The sequence below is a fragment of the Actinomyces sp. 2119 genome, from assembly GCF_003591215.1.
GTDB lineage: Bacteria > Actinomycetota > Actinomycetes > Actinomycetales > Actinomycetaceae > Actinomyces > Actinomyces lilanjuaniae.
Genome location: NZ_QYRR01000001.1, coordinates 409,780 through 427,084, shown reverse-complemented (window position 1 = coordinate 427,084; position 17,305 = coordinate 409,780). Strand labels below are relative to the sequence as shown.

14 protein-coding genes are annotated in these 17,305 nt (G+C 68.0%); 11 read left to right on the top strand and 3 right to left on the bottom strand.

The features are described 5' to 3' along the window. Positions 1-187: 187 nt before the first annotated feature. Complete coding sequence (locus D4740_RS01685) at positions 188-2,290, bottom strand: glucose PTS transporter subunit IIA (protein ID WP_119835179.1); 2,103 nt, start codon at positions 2,288-2,290, stop codon at positions 188-190. Between the two features lie 337 nt (positions 2,291-2,627). Between D4740_RS01685 and D4740_RS01680 the strand changes: the two genes are divergently transcribed. The 4 genes from D4740_RS01680 to D4740_RS01665 all read left to right on the top strand — a co-directional run bounded on the left by D4740_RS01680 (position 2,628) and on the right by D4740_RS01665 (position 6,835). Continuing rightward, positions 2,628-3,239, top strand: a complete 612-nt coding sequence (locus D4740_RS01680) for a hypothetical protein (RefSeq protein ID WP_259390584.1) — start codon at positions 2,628-2,630, stop codon at positions 3,237-3,239. A gap of 16 nt (positions 3,240-3,255) precedes the next feature. Next, entirely contained in the window at positions 3,256-4,923 is a 1,668-nt protein-coding gene (locus D4740_RS01675) for an ABC-F family ATP-binding cassette domain-containing protein (RefSeq protein ID WP_119835177.1), read from the top strand. A 268-nt stretch (positions 4,924-5,191) separates the two neighbouring features. Then, positions 5,192-5,590: an iron-sulfur cluster assembly accessory protein gene (locus tag D4740_RS01670; protein ID WP_119835176.1), complete on the top strand. Its 399-nt coding sequence runs from the start codon at positions 5,192-5,194 to the stop codon at positions 5,588-5,590. Between the two features lie 90 nt (positions 5,591-5,680). Beyond that, positions 5,681-6,835, top strand: a complete 1,155-nt coding sequence (locus D4740_RS01665) for an FKBP-type peptidyl-prolyl cis-trans isomerase (RefSeq protein ID WP_259390583.1) — start codon at positions 5,681-5,683, stop codon at positions 6,833-6,835. A 225-nt stretch (positions 6,836-7,060) separates the two neighbouring features. On the opposite strand, the gene D4740_RS01660 is transcribed toward D4740_RS01665, so the two are convergent. Continuing rightward, positions 7,061-7,684, bottom strand: a complete 624-nt coding sequence (locus D4740_RS01660) for a superoxide dismutase (protein WP_119835175.1) — start codon at positions 7,682-7,684, stop codon at positions 7,061-7,063. 363 nt (positions 7,685-8,047) lie between these two features. Here D4740_RS01660 and D4740_RS01655 point away from each other — a divergent pair, with 363 nt between their 5' ends. Beyond that, complete coding sequence (locus D4740_RS01655; protein ID WP_119835174.1) at positions 8,048-8,488, top strand: hypothetical protein; 441 nt, start codon at positions 8,048-8,050, stop codon at positions 8,486-8,488. An 18-nt stretch (positions 8,489-8,506) separates the two neighbouring features. Here D4740_RS01655 and D4740_RS01650 read toward each other — a convergent pair whose 3' ends face one another. Beyond that, entirely contained in the window at positions 8,507-10,219 is a 1,713-nt protein-coding gene (locus D4740_RS01650; protein WP_119835263.1) for a DEDD exonuclease domain-containing protein, read from the bottom strand. Positions 10,220-10,397: 178 nt separating this feature from the next. On the opposite strand from D4740_RS01650, the gene D4740_RS01645 reads away from it, so the two are divergent. From D4740_RS01645 to D4740_RS01620, 6 genes are all read left to right on the top strand, one after another. Next, positions 10,398-11,282 carry a 1-acyl-sn-glycerol-3-phosphate acyltransferase gene (locus D4740_RS01645; RefSeq protein WP_119835173.1) on the top strand — a complete coding sequence of 295 codons (885 nt, stop codon included), beginning with the start codon at positions 10,398-10,400 and terminating at the stop codon, positions 11,280-11,282. Positions 11,283-12,007: 725 nt separating this feature from the next. After that, positions 12,008-12,655 carry an ABC transporter permease gene (locus D4740_RS01640; RefSeq protein WP_243106654.1) on the top strand — a complete coding sequence of 216 codons (648 nt, stop codon included), beginning with the start codon at positions 12,008-12,010 and terminating at the stop codon, positions 12,653-12,655. After that, positions 12,648-14,063: an ABC transporter ATP-binding protein gene (locus D4740_RS01635; protein WP_119835171.1), complete on the top strand. Its 1,416-nt coding sequence runs from the start codon at positions 12,648-12,650 to the stop codon at positions 14,061-14,063. Before D4740_RS01640 ends, D4740_RS01635 begins: the two co-directional genes overlap by 8 nt. After that, the gene (locus D4740_RS01630) at positions 14,060-14,806 is read left to right on the top strand and encodes an ABC transporter permease (RefSeq protein ID WP_119835170.1); all 747 of its coding nucleotides are present in this window, start codon (positions 14,060-14,062) and stop codon (positions 14,804-14,806) included. The genes D4740_RS01635 and D4740_RS01630 overlap by 4 nt, the downstream gene beginning before the upstream one ends. 15 nt (positions 14,807-14,821) lie before the next feature. Continuing rightward, on the top strand, positions 14,822-15,817 hold the full coding sequence (locus D4740_RS01625; protein ID WP_259390582.1) for a glycine betaine ABC transporter substrate-binding protein: 996 nt from the start codon (positions 14,822-14,824) through the stop codon (positions 15,815-15,817). 204 nt (positions 15,818-16,021) lie between these two features. Then, a complete protein-coding gene (locus D4740_RS01620; protein WP_119835169.1) occupies positions 16,022-17,251 on the top strand; it encodes a pyrophosphate--fructose-6-phosphate 1-phosphotransferase in 1,230 nt (409 codons plus the stop codon). The last annotated feature ends 54 nt before the right edge of the window (positions 17,252-17,305 follow it).

Below are 17,305 nucleotides of genomic sequence, written 5' to 3'. Positions count from 1 at the left end.
TGGAACGCACTGGCTCCACCTGTCGCCAGGTCTCGTAAGGCCTTATGAGACCGCCGCACGACGTCGTGCTCCCCGACCAGCGGTGTTGCCGTGGCCGGGGAGCACGAGGTCCGGGATCTTGGCAGAGGTCTCTGAGAAGTGTCTGAGATGTGCCAGCCTGGGCTGGGAGGTGGTCAGCCCGCGTCAGTCAGTTCTTGTCGGGGGCGGTGACCCGCAGCAGCGCCGCCCCTGTGGCCACCTCGCCTTCGGTCGCGACGTCGACAGAGGCGAAGGAAGCAGCGTTGGTGACCAGCACCGGGGTCGTCAGCGGGTAGCCCGCCTCCTCCACGACGGCACGGTCCACCCGCACCAGCTCGGCGCCGGCCTCGACCCGGTCTCCCTGGGAGACCTTGACATCGAAGCCCTTGCCTTCCAGGTTCACCGTGTCCAGTCCCACGTGGATAAGGATCTCCACGCCGCTGTCCAGGGCGATGCCGTAGGCGTGGCCGGACTCCGGAGCCACGAGGATCGTGCCTGCGGCGGGGGCGGTCACCACGATGTGCTTATCTGAGTCCCCTTCCGGCTCGATGCCCGCGCCCGGACCCACGGCGCCGGTGGAGAACACAGGGTCAGCCACCTGGTCCAGGGGGATGACGGCGCCGCTCAGCGGGGAGACGATCTCGGTGACCGTGCCGGGTACCAGCGCCGACTTGGGCTGGCCCTGACCAGTCTTCTCCTGCGCGTCGCCGGGCTGGGCGGAGGCGGCAGCGGCCTGCTTCTCCAGGGCGAGGTCCGCAGCGGTCTCGGCAGGGTCGGCCTCGACGACGCCAGCGGCGGCCAGGGCCTCGGCGCGCTCCTCCTTGGTGCGGTAGCCGAAGACGGCGATGAGGCCGAAGGAGGTGCCGAAGGCTGCGGCGATGGCGATGGCGTACAGTGCCATGGGGCTGAAGATCGGGATGGTCAGCAGCGAGGTGAAGGCGAAGGTGCTGGCGTCCACGCCTCCGCCCAGACCCACGATGAGGCCGCCGACGGCGCAGCCCACGAGCATGAGCGGGTAGATGCGCTTGAAGCGCAGGTGGATACCGTAGAGGCTGGGCTCGGAGATACCACCGAACAGACCGGCTGCCAGCGCGCCGGTGGCAGTCTGTCGCATCTCCTTGTCCCTGTCACGCACAGCCCACAGGAGCACAGCGGCCGTGGCGCCGAAGCAGGCGAAGTTCCAGGTACCCATGGGACCCTGGATAAAGTCGTAGCCCAGGGTGTTGATGTTGGCGATCATGATCGCGTTGAGAGGCCAGTGCAGGCCTAGCGGGACCAGGAAGGGGTAGAGCAGCGGGATGATGATGGCGAAGATGATGGGGGCGGTGCTGTTGAGCCACGCCAGCCCCGTTCCCAGGGCAGTACCGACCCACACGCCCAGCGGGCCGATGAGGAAGGCCGTCACCGGCATCATGATGACGAAGGAGAGGAAGGGGACAAAGACCATCTGGACATTGCTCGGGATGATCTTGACCAGTTGCTTGTAGACCACGGCGAGGACCGCCACCATCATGAGCGGGACGAATACCTGCCCGCCGTAGTCCTGGAGCTGCATGGGCAGCCCGAAGACGTTGGCGGTGCACATCTGGGTGTCCAGCGTCTGGTTGACCGTGCAGGTGACGTTGCGCGTCAGCTCCGGGTCGCTCATGGCGATAAAGTTGGGCGTGAGCAGGGCCGCCATGACCGCAGTTCCTACCCAGGGGTCGATGTTGAGCTTCTTGGAGGCGTTGTAGGCGACCATGATCGGCAGGAAGTAGAACACCGACCGGAACATCGCGTCCACGAAGGCGAGCGAGGCGGGCTTGATCTCGGCCCGGGTGTCGATGTAGCCGAGGGCCTCCAGCACCGCCTCGCCAGCGATAATGAGCGAGGTTCCCAGCAGTACCGGCAGCAGCGGGCGGAAGGAGTCGGAGAGGTACTCGAAGAACGCGTCGACGAGGGCGTTCTTGCCGCGGGCCTTGGCTCGGGCGGCGGCCTTGACGTCGGCATCCGCCTGCCTGGATGAGGCGCCGCCCGACTTCATGGCAGGCAGGTTCATGATCTCGTCGTAGACGCCCTGGACGGCCCCGCCGATGACGATCTGGTAGCGGTCACCGGACTGGGGGACCGCGCCCATGACGCCGGGGATTGCCTCGACGGTGGCCTTGTCGACCACCGAGGCGTCGACCAGCTCAAAGCGCAGGCGTGTGGCGCAGTGGGTGAGGTGGGTGATGTTCTCGGCGCCGCCCACGGCGTCAAGAATCATCTCCGGTGCTGACGTGGTAGTTGCCATGCGTGGCCTTTCGAAGTGAACGGGTACTGCCTGGCACCCGGGACGGGGACCGTGAGGCTGCCGTGCCCGCCGATCTGCTGGGACCGCCGACAGTGACGGTGGCACGAGGTTAGCGCTGCTGGTGGTGCGGATGCCACTTCCTATGTTGTTTCTTAATGAAACGGCAGGAACGGGCGCGGCAGGAGTGTGCCAGAAGGGTGTTCGGTCCAGCCCTCCACCGGCGCTCCTCGCTTCCGGCCTGGTCCGGCGTGTCCACAGGTCGTGGCAGCAGCGGTAGCGGGGGAGGGGGCGCCTGCCCCATCGTGAGGCCGGTACCCGCAACCGCTGAGGAGAAGCCATGACCCCAAGACACATGTCTCCTGATCCCACGTCTCCTGGTCTGGCGTCGTTGGGTTCCGCACCGTCTAGTGGTGCCCAGGGTCTCTACGGCCCACGGGGGTGGACTGTCAGGGCCGGGGTGTGGATGCTGCTGGCTCCGTGGGTTCCGTCTGCCAGGTCCTCCCTGCATCGTGCGCCTGCAGCCGCTTCCACTGTGGCCCCGGCTGAGGACTACGTCCCCTTCAGGGGCCTGGACACCGCCACGGCGCGCGAGCTGCTGTCGGTCCTGCCAGGCAGGGCGCTGTCGGACCGTCAGAACCGGGCTCCGTCCCTGGGAGCGCTGCTGGCAGCCTGTGCCAGCGCTGACGGCAGCGTGCGCCTCAGCGGCTACGGCATCGGTCCCCAGCGTGAGGACGAGCGGCTCTCCGTGGAGGCTGTATGGGTCGGGGACACCGATCTTGCGGAGTACAAGGTGGATGAGCGCCACGGACCCGGGTGCCAGTGCGACTCCCTGTGGCAGGCTGTCGCCCGGCGCTACCGGCTCGACGCGCAGGACGGGCCGGACGAGGTGTTGCGCACGCGTCCGGAGTGGGCGGGCGGGGCGCAGGGGTGGCGCCTGTGGTGGGACTGATGCGGTGGGCCGTAGCATGACGGCCGTGATCAGCGTCCAGGACCTCACCATGCGTATTGGTGCAAGACAGCTCGTCGGCTCAGCCAGCTTCCGGGTCGGTGCAGGGACACGTGCGGGCCTGGTGGGGCGTAACGGGGCAGGCAAGACCACCATGACCAAGCTGCTGGCTGCCGCCGCTGTCGCCCAGGGGGCCAGCCAGGCGGCGGCCGATGCCGACGAGCGCCACGGGCTGGAGGCAGTTGAGTACGAGGGGACGATCACCTGTCACGGCTCCGTGGGCTATCTGCCCCAGGACACCAAGGTCGGGGACCTGGACCAGAAGGCGCGTGAGCGTATCCTCTCCGCCCGAGGTATCGATGCGCTGATGAGGCGTATCCGCCGTGCCGAGGAACGCATCGCATCCACCGATGGCCAGGCCCAGGCCCGGGCGCTGGACCGCTACGCCAGGCTGGACCACGAGTTCACCGTAGCCGGGGGGTACGCTGCCGCATCCGAGGCCGCTCGTATCGCTGCGGCGCTGGGGCTGCCCGACCGGGTCCTGGACCAGCCGGTGGGGGTTCTCTCCGGTGGTCAGCGACGGCGTGTTGAGCTGGCACGCGTCCTGTTCCAGCGTCCGGACACCCTCCTGCTGGACGAGCCCACCAACCACCTCGACCACGACTCCGTGCTGTGGCTGCGTGACCATCTGCGCTCCTACTCGGGAGGCTTCGTGGTCATCAGCCACGACGTTGCGCTTCTGCGGGACACCGTCAACCAGGTGATGTACCTGGACGCGGGGCGCGGTGTGCTGGATGTCTACAGCCTGGGATGGGACGCCTACCTCACCCAGCGCTCTGACGACGAGCACCGGCGCCGTCGTGAGCGCGCTAACGCGGAGAAGAAGGCCGCGGCGTTGCGGGCGCAAGGGGAGAAGATGCGGGCCAAGGCCACCAAGGCCGTTGCGGCCCAGCAGATGCTCAGGCGGGCTGACCGTCTCCTGGCTGGGCTGGAGGACGAGCACCAGGCGGAAAAGGTGGCCCACCTTCGCTTCCCGGACCCGGCACCCTGCGGCAGGACGCCGCTGCGTGCGTCAGGGCTGTCCAAGGCCTACGGCTCCCTGGAGGTCTTTGCCGGAGTCGACCTGGCTGTGGACCGCGGCAGCCGGGTGGTGGTCCTGGGGCTCAACGGTGCCGGCAAGACTACCCTGCTGCGTGTCCTGGCCGGGGTCGAGCAGGCTGACGCGGGTCAGGTGGTGGCCGGCCACGGGCTTAGGATCGGCTACTACGCCCAGGAGCACGAGACCATCGACACCCAGGACACTGTGGTGGAAAACCTCAGGCGCGCGGCACCAGGAATGGACGACACCCAGGTGCGCAGCGTCCTGGGATCCTTCCTGTTCTCCGGGGCCGACGCCGACAAGCCCTCCCGCGTGCTCTCCGGAGGGGAGAAGACCCGTCTCGCCCTAGCCATGCTCGTGGTCTCCTCCGCCAACGTGCTGCTGCTGGACGAGCCCACCAACAACCTGGACCCGGCCAGCCGTGAGGAGGTGCTGCGCGCCCTGCGGGGCTTTGAGGGCGCCGTGGTCCTGGTGACGCACGACGAGGGAGCTGTCCAGGCGCTGGAGCCGCAGCGGGTCCTCCTGCTGCCGGAGGGGGACGAGGACCTGTGGGGTGAGGAGTACATGGACCTCGTGGCTCTGGCCTGACCTGTGGGCACGGGTCTTCCGGAGACTCCCCGGGTCGGGTCCGAGGCGCTTGCGCCCACACGTGACAGATGAAGGTGAGGTCACTCACACAAGGAAGTCTTCTGCGGTCGCGTAGGCTGGGCGGGGAACAACATGGGTGTGTGAGGCGTTCGCCCTGGCAGGCCCGTCGGGCGCGGTCCCGGGAGGGCGGGGCACGTTCTGACGTGCTGTTGCGGCTGGCTCGCAGCTGACACGCACACGCTGACACACAGCGAGGAAGGGGAATGACATGGCTGAGACCACGGTGGCTGAGGTGGCAACCGAGAGTGCTGAGACTGCGCAGCACGAGGTCCTCCTGACCGAGGGGGCTGCGGCCAAGGTTGCCAGCCTCCTGACCCAGGAGGGGCGTGACGACCTGCGGCTGCGTGTGGCGGTCCAGCCCGGCGGATGCTCCGGCCTGGTGTACCAGCTCTACTTTGACGAGCGTCTTCTCGATGGTGACGCCGTGCGCTCCTTTGACACAGGTGGCGCCTCCCTGGCCTCGGTGGACGTCGTCGTGGACCGTATGAGCGCGCCCTACCTGTCCGGGGCCACGATCGACTTCGCCGACTCCATCGAGAAGCAGGGCTTCACCATCGACAACCCTAACGCCGCTGGTACCTGCGCCTGCGGGGAGTCCTTCCACTGACCCGTCTACCGGCCTCGTCCCCGGGTGCTCCCGGAGACGAGGCACCGGCCTTCGGGGCTGCCGCTGTCCTCGCACAACCAAGGAGCCTGTGTGCGCCGTATCTCCCTGACCTTCCCGCGGGCGCTGGCCGCCCTGGCCCTGGTGGGCTGCCTCACCCTGGCCGGGTGCCAGGGCTCGGCGGACGGTGCCGACCCCGCTCTCAGCAGCACCACTGCCACCAGCGCCGACCCTGGTACCACCTCGACGACCGGGGGCCAGCAGGAGCCGACTGACTGCTCCGCCCTGACGATCGACTCCGACTCCTCGGCGCTGCCCACCGTGGAGGGCGAGGCGGGCACGCTGCCCACCGTGACGTGGAGCGGGGAGGAGGCCCCGGCGAACCTCACGGTGGCGACCCTGGAGGAGGGCGACGGGACCGAGGTCGCTGAGACGGACCTGGTGACGGTCGGCTACGCGGGGTGGCAGTGGGGCTCTGACACCACCTTTGACTCCTCCTACGAGACGGGGGCGCAGGACTCCCAGAACGCTCAGGACTCTGCCTCCGGCGGCACCGAGGACGGCGGGGAGGATACCGCCCCTGGCGAGGCTGCTGGCCAGGAGACCACAGAGGCCTCGGAGGAGGCCCTGGGGCAGGGGCAGCCCCTGGTCCTGTCCCTCCAGCAGGTGATCGTCGGGTGGCGCTGCGGCCTGGCGGGCCACCACGTGGGAGACCGTGTCCTGATGTCGGTCCCCGCGGACCTCGCTTACGGCCAGGACGAGGCGTCCTCTGGCGGCGGCCCCACGGGCCCGCTTGTGTTCGTGGTGGAGGTCGTGGACACGCTGGACCCTCAGTCCGTCGTGGGCTCGACCGAGGATGCCGTCATGGAAGGTGAGGATGAGCTGGCCCAGCGGGGTATCACCGTTGAGGGTGAGCTGGGCTCCCCGGTGACTGTCTCGGTCAGCACGGACGCGCCTGAGCCAACGGAGCCGGAGTACCTTGTCCTGGCCAGGGGAGCCGGGCAGCCCGTGTCCGGGACTTCAACGGTCGTCGTTAATATCGCTGCTGCCGCCTGGTCCGGTGAGGAGGGCACGGGAAGCTCCACCTGGGAGGACGGGGCGCCGACGCCTGTCTCGATCGCTACCTCCGACCTGGACGGGCTGGTCGGGGTTCCCCAGGGCTCCCGGGTCGTGGTTCTAAGACCGGGGGACGAGTCCCTAGGGCGGGAGGCGGTCGCCTTCGTCATGGACATCGAGGCGGTCCTGTAACCATTGTGCCTGCGGGTGCTGACCAGGCACAGGCTGGCGGGGCACGGGCTGGCTGACGTGGCACGAAGCATGTGGTCCCCGGGCAACAGCCCGGGGACCACATGCGAATACAGAACAAGTAGGACGCGCTCAGGCTGCGCCTGTCAGTGCCTGTCAGTCTTGCGCTCCGACCTCAGACGTGCACGACGACCGGACGCGTGAGAGCTCGTGTGCTGGGCGTAGCTGTCAGCGCACGATAAGGCCGTGGGACCTAGAGACCGCGTCCGACAGGCGCTGCGAGACGTCCTCCCAGTTGACGATGTTCCACACGGCCTTGAGGTAGTCAGCCTTGACGTTGAGGTAGTCCAGGTAGAAGGCGTGCTCCCACATGTCAACCATGAACAGAGGGATGGTGCCGACCGGAACGTTGCCCTGCTGGTCGAAGAGCTGGAAGACCACCAGGCCGCCGGAGACGGAGTCGTAGGCCAGGACTGCCCAGCCGCTGCCCTGGATGCCCAGTGCAGTCGCGGTGAAGTGGGCCTGGAAGGCGGCGAAGGAGCCGAAGGAGTCGTTGATAGCTGCTGCCAGATCTCCCTCAGGCTCGCCCCCGCCGTGGGGGGAGAGGTTCTGCCAGAACACCGAGTGGTTGACGTGGCCGCCAAGGTTGAAGGCCAGGTTCTTCTCCCACAGGTTGACTGCGCCCAGGTCGCCGGCCTCCCGCGCGGCAGCCAGAGCCTCCAGGGCCGCGTTGGCGCCAGCGACGTAGGCGGCGTGGTGCTTGTCGTGGTGGAGCTCCATGATCCGGCCGGAGATGTGGGGCTCCAGGGCGGCGTAGTCGTAGGGGAGCTCAGGGAGGGTGTACACGGTCATCGTGAGTGCCTTTCGTGGGACGGTGCGGCTGCAGCCCTGCCGGGTCCGTCTCAGGCCCCCGAGTCCTCAGTAGGGCTGGGTGGCGGCTGGTGCGGGTGTCCGACGCAGGGGTTCTGGACCGGATCGGCCTGGTTCTAGGACTGCCTCGGAACAGCCTTAGGACTGAGGTCCCGGACAGCGACTATGGTAGGCGTCCGTGGCGCGGGCAGACAGGAGGACCCGGTAGGATTACACTCAGCGCGGAACGTCAGGCCGCTGGTCGTGCCGCTGATCATTCTGCTGATCAATCTGTTGATCACTGACCAGGGCGACTGACCATGGTGGCAGGTACCCGCAGAGAATCAACTGAGTAGGGAGGACCTCATGACTGACCAGGCAGATGCCCGCCTCGAGCTCCTCGTGTTCTCCGACGACGCCACGGTGCGCCGCGAGGTCATTGAGGGTGTCGGGCGCCGTCCTGCCCGGGGGCTGCCCCTGGTGACCTGGAAGGAGGCCGCCACTGCCGAGGGGGTCAGGCTGGCGCTGCGGGACCGGGAGGAGCAGGGACTTGCCCCCTTTGACGCCCTGGTCCTTGACGCGGAGGCCAAGAAGCTGGGCGGCATGGGGCTGGCTCACGAGCTGTTCATCGAGAGTGACCAGCGTCCTCCGGTGGTGCTGCTGACGGCCAGGCCGCAGGATAACTGGCTGGCTGCCTGGGCCAGGGCTGAGGTCGTGGTCCCCCGCCCCCTGGACCCGTTGAGTCTTCAGGAGGGGGTGGCCAGGGCGCTGACGGCGCGCCGTGGCACCGTGGTTCCTGCCGGCTAGGGTGCTGCTGGCCTGCTACTACCCGCGGTGGCGGGACCTGTCACTGTCGAGGTGGGGGTCGGTGTGGAGGACCTTGCCGTAGCGGGCGGCAGAGGCAGCTGGCCATGACAGAGCCTGTGGGTCCCCGTCGACCTCGACCAGCCGTGCTCCGGCATCCAGCACCCAGTCAGCCAGCAGCAGGGTCTCCTCCACGCTGGCCTCCTGTCCCACCAGGGTGGGCTGGCTGACGACCCTGGCGCTGCTGCGCAGTGCGGCCACACCCGGACGAGGGTCGGTGCCCGGGGGCGTGACCAGGGACCCCGCCAGCATGCCCCACCGCACCGCTACCAGCTCCCAGCCGCCGTGCTCGCGAGGCCTGGCGGCAACGAGGTGGGGGCAGGTCAGCAGCGGGCGGGTGCGCTCAGCCCTCAGGGCCGCCTGCAGCAAGCTGCGCAGGCGACGTGTCCATATTCCTGCCTCTTCGTAGCGCTGTGCCTGTGCCAGGCGCCTCACGCGCTCCAGCACCTCAGCGGCGACCAGGTCAGTCTGGCCGGACAGGAAGGAGGCGGCCCTGTCTGAGGCCTGAGCTGTCGGCGAGCCACCCGTCGTGGACGGCCCTGGGCTGTTTGTCCTGACCCAGTCGTCCCGGCGTCGCAGTCGCAGCACCGACTCTGCGGCCCGGAGGGCCTCCTGCGCGCCTCTGCGTGACCAGAAAGGGCCGACGGCGTAGCCGACCTCCCGGAGGGGCAGCACGGCTGTCAGCGCCAGATGGGGCTCAGGGCCTGCCACCAGGTGCAGCCAGGGCTGCCTGCGTGGTGCCCGTGAGCGACGGTTGGCCACGGGGTCGAGCTCGGCGATGAGTCGCAGCTCGCGTACACGCGCCTCCAGGAGCGTCGGTGTGGGGACGTGGCGCACCTCAGTGGTCGTGTCCAGGATCCGGATGACCCGGGGGCGCCTCTCCGCCGCCGTGAAGTAGGAGCGGACCCGCCGGTGCAGGTTGACGGTACTGCCCACATAGAGCACCTCTCCCGTGGCGGAGCAGAGCTGGTAGACCCCGGGGGTGGTGGGCAGGCCCTCGGCGAGCCGAGACTTGGCCCGCCGACGGGCAGGCACCGGGTCGGTAGCGGTGGCGAGGTCCTCCAGGTGGGTGACTCCGAGGGGAGCCAGGACCTCCAGGGCGGCGTGGAGGACGTCAGCAGTGGCGCTCGCGTCGTCTAGCGCCCTGTGGGTAGGGCGGGTCGAGGCGCCGACGAGGGCTGCCAGGGTGGACAGCCTGTGGTTAGGAACCTTGCCGCGCGGCCACGCCCTGCGCGCCAGGGCGAGGGTGTCCAGGACGCGGGGCTCGGTCCACCCAATACCCAGTGCCTTGGCAGCACCGCGCAAGTGGCCGACGTCGAAGCGGGCGTTGTGGGCGACCAGGACGGTGTCCGTGGGCGTCCCGCTGCCAGGGACGGCGGGGTTGCTGTCGTTGCCCGCTGTACCCGCGTCCAGCCCCGCCCACGACAGGAAGTCCTCCAGGCAGGGAGCTACGTCCGGGGCGCCGACGAGCATGGCGTTGGTGATGCCGGTAAGCGCGGTGATCTGCGGTGGCACGGCGGCTCCGGGGTTGACCAGCGTGGAGAAGCGGGCCAGGACCTCGCCACCGCGTACCTTGAGGGCGCCGATCTCCGTCAGGGCGTGCGCGCCCGGGGCTGCGCCGGTAGTCTCAAGGTCAACGACGACGAAGGTCACCTCCCGCAAGGGCGTGCCCATGTCCGTGAGGCGTGCCTGCTCACCCCGCCGCAGCCAGGGCGGGTCTGCCCTGTGGTCAGGCTCGTCGGGGGCGGCTGTGCTCACGCGGCGAGGTTAGACTTCCGTTACGATCTTCGCCATCCGTGGCACCCCCGACGTCCACCACGGGTACGCCCGTCAGCAGATCTCAGGAGGCCCCGTGGGATACGGACCCATCAAGGTTGCAGTCGGCCCTGCCCTGGAGATGCTCTACCAGCCGTGGATCCGGGGGGAGGAGAACATCCCTACCGAGGGCGCCGCCATTCTGGCTTCCAACCACCTGGCGGTCATCGACTCCTTCTTCTTGCCGCTGCTGGTGGACCGGGAGGTCGCCTTTATCGGCAAGGCTGACTACTTCACCGGGAAGGGGGTCAAGGGCTGGGCCGTGAGGCGCTTTATGACGACCGTGGGAACGATCCCGGTGGATCGCAGCGGCGGCAGGGCCTCGCAGGCTGCCCTCCAGGCAGGTATCGACCGGCTGCGATCCGGGGGCCTGTTCGGTATCTACCCCGAGGGCACGCGCAGCCCCGACGGTCGGCTCTACCGGGGCAAGACGGGGGTGGCGCGCGTCGCCCTGGCCACCGGGGCACCGGTGGTGCCTGTGGCTATGATCGGCTCTAACCTGGCCCAGCCTATTGGCCAGGTCATTCCCTCCACCCGCCACCGGGTGGGCATCGTCATCGGTGAGCCCCTGGACTTCTCCCGCTACCAGGGCCTGGAGAACGACCGGTTCGTCCTGCGCTCGATCACCGACGAGATCATGTACGCCCTTATGGCCCTGTCTGGCCAGGAGTACGTGGACCTCTACGCGGCGGACGTCAAGAACGCCATGGACGCGGAGAAGAAGACCGCTGAGGAGGTGGTCACCCAGATGCTGGCCGCCCAGGCGCAGGCCCGTCCCTCGGCGGCCCCGGTGGCGGCTCCCGGCGGGCGGCCCGCTCCGGACGTCGAGGTGCCCGAGCCGCCAGAGAAAAGCGAGGCGGACGGGCCGCAGGGCACTCAGGACGCCGGTGAGGCGCCCGGGCCCGAGGAGGCTGGGGAGTAGCCGCGCGGACTAACTAACAGTTTGCTATAGTTCTACCTATGCCAGTCATACGGGCCACAGTCGCACAAGGCGCTCTGTGTGCCCTGTCTGCTCCCGGTCCTGGGGGCGAGGCGCAGTCTGTCGTGGCATGTGCCCAGCGCGCCCGGTCAGACGGTGAGCCCTCAGAAGGGCTGGGGGAGTGGCTCTGCACCTCCCTTAAGGTGCCTGTCAAGCTTGTTGTTCCTGTTCATGCCGTCAAGCCCTGGGAGGCGGGGTACCAGTGACGGCAGTGGTTCTCTCCCACTATCCAGTCGGGTGCGTTGGTCCGGGCGGTGCCCTGGAGGCCTTCTTACCTGGAGCCGAGAGAACCTCCCGTTCCCCACCCTTACCATCCTCACCCCCTCGGCGGCCTGCCTCTCCCGGGCGGCCTCCCGCGACCCCAGTTCCCCATCCCTTCGCCCCACGGCTGTCTCAGAGGGGAAGGCCTGCACGCTGACCAGGCTGTGCGGCCGCTCGCGCCTTGGAGGTTGGGCGCGCGAGACCTCGTTGCGTGTGAGACACGGTCGTGTGCTTGCGGGCGGACATCTTTCTTGCCGGGACTGTCGACACCCAGCCTGTCCGCGCTGCTGACCTCACCCCTCCTGTGGTGGTCTGTGCCTTGTTCTCAGGGGGGCTCCCAGAAAAGTACCCGGAAGAAAGTTTGCTATGGCCGAAGTGTGCCAGGTACCTGATTTACCGTTCAGGAAGTGAGTACAGTGGGTTTTGTACTAGAACGTTGGGAGCAGATACTCTTCTCCGGCTGGCAGCACATGTCACTGGTGGTTCAGTGCCTGCTCCTGTCAGCAGCCCTCGGTGTCGGTACGGCCGCTGCGTGCTACCGGAGCCGAGCGCTGACCTCCCTCGCCAACAATGTCTCCGCAGTCGGGCTGACGATCCCCTCCTTCGCGCTTATCGGGCTGCTTATTGCGCCCCTGGGGTTTGGTGTCATGCCTGCGGTGGTGGTTATCACCTTCTATGCGGTGCTGCCCATCCTGCGCAACGCGGTCGTCGGGCTCTCAGGCGTCGACCCCACCCTGGTCGAGGCGGCCCGAGGGCTTGGGATGTCGCGGACCGCAATATTCTTCAGGGTCGAGCTTCCGCTGGCGTGGCCTGTCATCCTCACCGGGGTGCGCGTGTCCGCGCAGATGACCATGGGTATAGCCGCGGTCAGCGCATATGTGCTTGGCCCGGGCCTGGGCGGATTCATCTTCTCCGGACTGTCCCGCCTGGGTGGGGCCAACTCTCTGGAGTCCGTCGTGACGGGCACAGTCGCTGTGGTCGTCCTAGCAGTCATCCTTGACGGCCTGCTCGTGCTTGCGGGTCGTCTTACTACGTCGCGAGGTATCTATGCCTGACAACGTCCGTACCAACAGACCTGCTCCCCGGACCCGGAAGGAGAGCCTAGCCCCTGACAAGAGCCCTGGCAGCAGTGGGGCCGGGGTCACCGGCGCCTCTATCCTGCTGGAGGGTGTGACCAAGTCCTACGGGGGCGGCGCTCCCGCCGTCGACCAGCTCACGCTGGAGATCCCGGCGGGGCAGACCGTGATGTTCGTCGGCCCCTCAGGATGCGGCAAGACGACCACGCTTAAGATGATCAACCGCCTGATCGAGCCTACCCGGGGCCGTATCGTCATTGACGGCGAGGACGTGACCGGCATGAACGGCGACGAGCTTCGGCGCCGTATCGGCTATGTCGTCCAGGCCGGGGGCCTGCTGCCCCACATGACAGTCGGTGCCAACGTCGGGCTGGTCCCCAGGATGCTGAGGTGGAGCAGGCAGCGTGTTGCCGAGCGGGTGGACGAGCTCCTGGACCTCGTCTCACTCGACCCCGCTGAGTATCGTGACCGCTTTCCCCGGGAGCTGTCCGGCGGGCAGCAGCAGCGTGTCGGGGTCGCCCGCGCCCTGGCCGCAGACCCTCCGGTCCTTCTCATGGACGAGCCCTTCGGTGCGGTCGATCCCATCACGCGCCAGCGTCTTCAGGAGGAGCTGGTCAACATCCAGAACGAGCTGCACAAGACGGTCGTCTTTGTCACCCACGACTTCGACGAGGCGGTCATGCTCGGTGACTGGATCGTCATCTTCAACAACGGTGCCCAGATCATGCAGTACGACACCCCCGAGCAGATTCTCGCCAGTCCCAGCAACGAGTTCGTCGAGGACTTCATTGGCTCGGGTGCCGGCCTCATGCAGCTGGGCCTGACCCGCGTCGCGGAGGTCCCCCTCCGTGAGGCGGTCACGGCACACGTGGGTGATGACAGCCGGGAGGTCGAGCGACGCCTCAGGGAGGCCGGGGGCGGGCGTGCCGTCGTCCTCGACAGGAGGGACCGGCCGGTGGGCTGGGCCAGCTCCAGGCAGATTCTGCGCGCTGCCACGGTGCAGGTGGACGACGACCAGGACTTCCCGGCGGTGGGAGCCAGGTCCACCCTGGATGACGCCCTGAACACGATGCTGCTCGCCGGATCGACCCAGGCGGTCGTCCACGGCTCCCGGCAGCGCTATCTCGGTGTCATCACCGTCAGCACGGTGATCAAGGCGATAGAGCAGGCCTCCTCACGAGCCCCCGACGAGGCTGCTGCCGCCCCGCTGGGCCACAACAGCGGTGCCACGGCTGACGGCGGTGCCGACACAGCCGACGCAGCGGGGACAGCCGCTCGGGGTGGTACGGCTGGTACTACCGGGTCACCGGCTGTGCATACGGCAGGTGCAGTCCCCCGGCAGCCAGCAGGCGGAGCCGGTGACGCCCCAGGGGGTGAGGGCAGATGAGCCGGACGAGCGAGGCCTGCGCACCACGCCGTGTCGGGTTGCTGGTACAGCCGGCCGTGCTTCTGGTGGTCCTTGGCGCCATGGTCGTGTGGGTGCGTACCGCGGACCTGAGTGTCACCGAGCGCATGACGCTGTCAGGAGAGGAGCTGCGGACGCTGACCCTCCAGCACCTCAACCTCACCCTTGTCGCTGCCGTCATCGTGGTGGCGACGGCGATACCTGCAGGAGTTCTGCTGACCCGGCGGCCTCTGTCCGTGCTGGTGGGGCCCGCCACCGCCGTCGCCAACCTCGGTCAAGCGGCTCCGACAGTCGGCCTGATCGTGCTCTTCGCGTTCTGGCTCGGTTTCGGTTACAGGGCGGTCCTCGTGAGCCTGGTGGTCTACGGGTTCCTGCCCGTCCTGAAGAACACGATGACAGGCCTCAGGGCCGTCGACCCGCGGCTCGTCGAGGCGGCCCGAGGCATGGGTATGTCCGCCCTGTCCGTCCTGGTGAGGGTCGAGCTCCCTCTGGCGGTGCCTGTCGTGCTTGCCGGTGTTCGAACGGCTCTGGTCCTTCTGGTGGGCACCGCCACCTTGGCGACCTTCGTCGACGGCGGTGGGCTCGGGCTGCTCATCACCACCGGAGTCAACCTCAACCTGGAGAGAGTGCTCGTCTTTGGGTCGCTACTCGTTGCTGTCCTGGCGCTTGCAGTGGACTGGGCGGCGCGCGTCGTCGAGTACCTGGCCCGACCACGGGGACTGTGAGGGGGACTGCCAAGGATGAACCCGACACGAAGGAAGTGGCGCCTGTGCCACATGGTCCTGGCGCTCGCAGTGCTGATGGGCCTCGCTGGCTGCGGCCTGAGTCCCTCGACCTCTCGCGTGGCCGCCGCTGGCCCCGGGAGCATCACGCCCATCGACGGGGCTGAGGACGTCGAGGTGGTCGTGGGGAGCAAGAACTTCACCGAGCAGCTGATCCTGGGAAAGATGGCGGTCCTTGCGGCCAGGGCCTCGGGTTTCAGGGTGACTGACATGACGAACATTCCAGGATCCCAGCCCGCTCGCAGGCTGCTGGTCGCGGGTGAGACTAACTTGATGTGGGAGTACACAGGTACGGCGTGGCTGACCTACATGGGCCATGAGAACGGTATTCCGGATCAGCACGAGCAGTGGCAGGTAGTCCGGGACGCCGACGAGCCCAACGGCCTGACGTGGGGGCAGCCTGGGCCGATGAACAACACCTACGCGTTTGCCGCGCGGTCGGAGTACGCCAGGGAGAAGGGGATCACAAGGCTGTCCGACATTGCCAGCCTCCCGCCCGAGGAGCGCACGCTGTGCGTCGAGTCCGAGTTCAACTCGCGCAACGACGGGCTGGTCCCCCTCCTCCAGGCCTACGACATCCCCAAGGGCGAGCCCGACGGGGTACCACGTGAGAACATCTCGCTGCTGGACACGGGGACGATCTACACGGCGACTGACCAGGGCTCGTGCAACTTCGGAGAGGTGTTCACCACCGACGGGCGGATCGACGCGCTCGACCTGACAGTCCTGGAGGACGACCGTGCCTTCTTCCCCTCTTACAACATCTCCCCGGTCTTCGACACCGAGCTCCTCAGCCGGTTCCCAGGGCTGGAGGACCGGTTCGGGCTGGTCAACCAGGAGCTGACCGACGAGGAGATGCGCTCGCTCAACTACCAGGTGGACGTCGAGGGCCGTGACCCGGCGGAGGTCGCCCATGACTGGATGGTTAGCAAGGGACTCATCACCAGAGGCTGACAGACGGCGCGCGCCTGCGTGCGCCGGTGGTGCCGTGCCTCGTCCTGCCTGCAGGGGCACGGCACCGGCCGGCCGCGGTCTCACCAGCCGGCCGTCACCGCAGGGCCAGCGCAGGGCCAGCGCAGGGCCAGCAAGGCGTGCCACACCGCGGACCCGATCATCTAGGATGGGCCTGTCAGCCGCACTCCATACGAAAGGCCCCTGATGTCAATCCGTCGCGTCGCCCTGCTGACCGCGGGCGGCTTTGCCCCCTGCTTGTCCGCCGCTGTCGGTGACCTTATCGAGCGCTACACCCAGGTCGCTCCCGAGGTGGAGATCATCGCCTACCAGTACGGGTACCACGGTCTGCTCACCGGCAACTACGTCGTCGTTGACGAGGAGGGCCGCAGGAACGCGGGCACCCTGCGTGAGTTCGGCGGATCACCCATCGGCAACTCCCGCGTCAAGCTGACCAACGCCAAGAACCTCGTCGAGCGGGGCCTGGTAGCCGAGGGCGTGGACCCTCTGGCCTTCGCCGCCGAGCAGCTGCGCAAGGACGGAGTGGACGTCCTGCACACCATCGGCGGTGACGACACCAACACCACCGCCGCCGACCTGGCCGCCTATCTCCACGACAACGACTACGAGCTGACCGTGGTCGGCCTGCCCAAGACCATCGACAACGACGTCGTCCCTGTGCGCCAGTCCCTGGGGGCATGGACAGCAGCCGAGCAGGGCGCTGAGTTCGCCTTCAACATTGTCGGCGAGCACCGTTCTAACCCGCGCATGCTCATCGTCCACGAGTGCATGGGCCGCAACTGCGGCTACCTCACCGCTGAGACGGCCCGCCGCTACCGAGCGCTGCTGGAGACCAAGCAGTGGGCCCCGTCCCTGGGGCTGAGCAAGGAGCGCTGGGACGTCCACGCTGTCTTCGTCCCCGAGGCCAGGCTGGACATTGCCGCCGAGGCGCAGCGCCTGAAGAAGATCATGGACGAGCAGGGCAACGTCAACATCTTCCTGTCCGAGGGCGCAGGCGTCCCTGAGATCATCGCGGAGATGGAGGCTGCGGGCCAGGAGGTCCAGCGTGACCCCTTCGGCCACGTCAAGCTGGACACCATCAACCCCGGCCAGTGGTTCGCCCGGCAGTTCGCCGAGCTCATCGGTGCGGAGAAGGTCATGGTCCAGAAGTCCGGCTACTACTCGCGTGCGGCTGCCGCCAACGCGGAGGACCTGGCCCTCATCAAGCAGATGTGCGACCTTGCCGTGGACTGCGCCCTGCGCGGCGTCTCTGGCGTCATCGGCCAGGACGAGGAGAACAACGACGAGCTCGGCGCTATCGCCTTCCCGCGCATCGCCGGGGCCAAGCCCTTTGACATCACCCAGCCCTGGTTCACCGAGCTCATGACTGACCTGGGCCAGTCCGTGGAGCCCGCTGAGGCGGCGACGCAGCACTGACCCGGCTGCCTGGGCTGTTCTGCCGACGATCCTGGCGGGACCCCACGCGGTGCG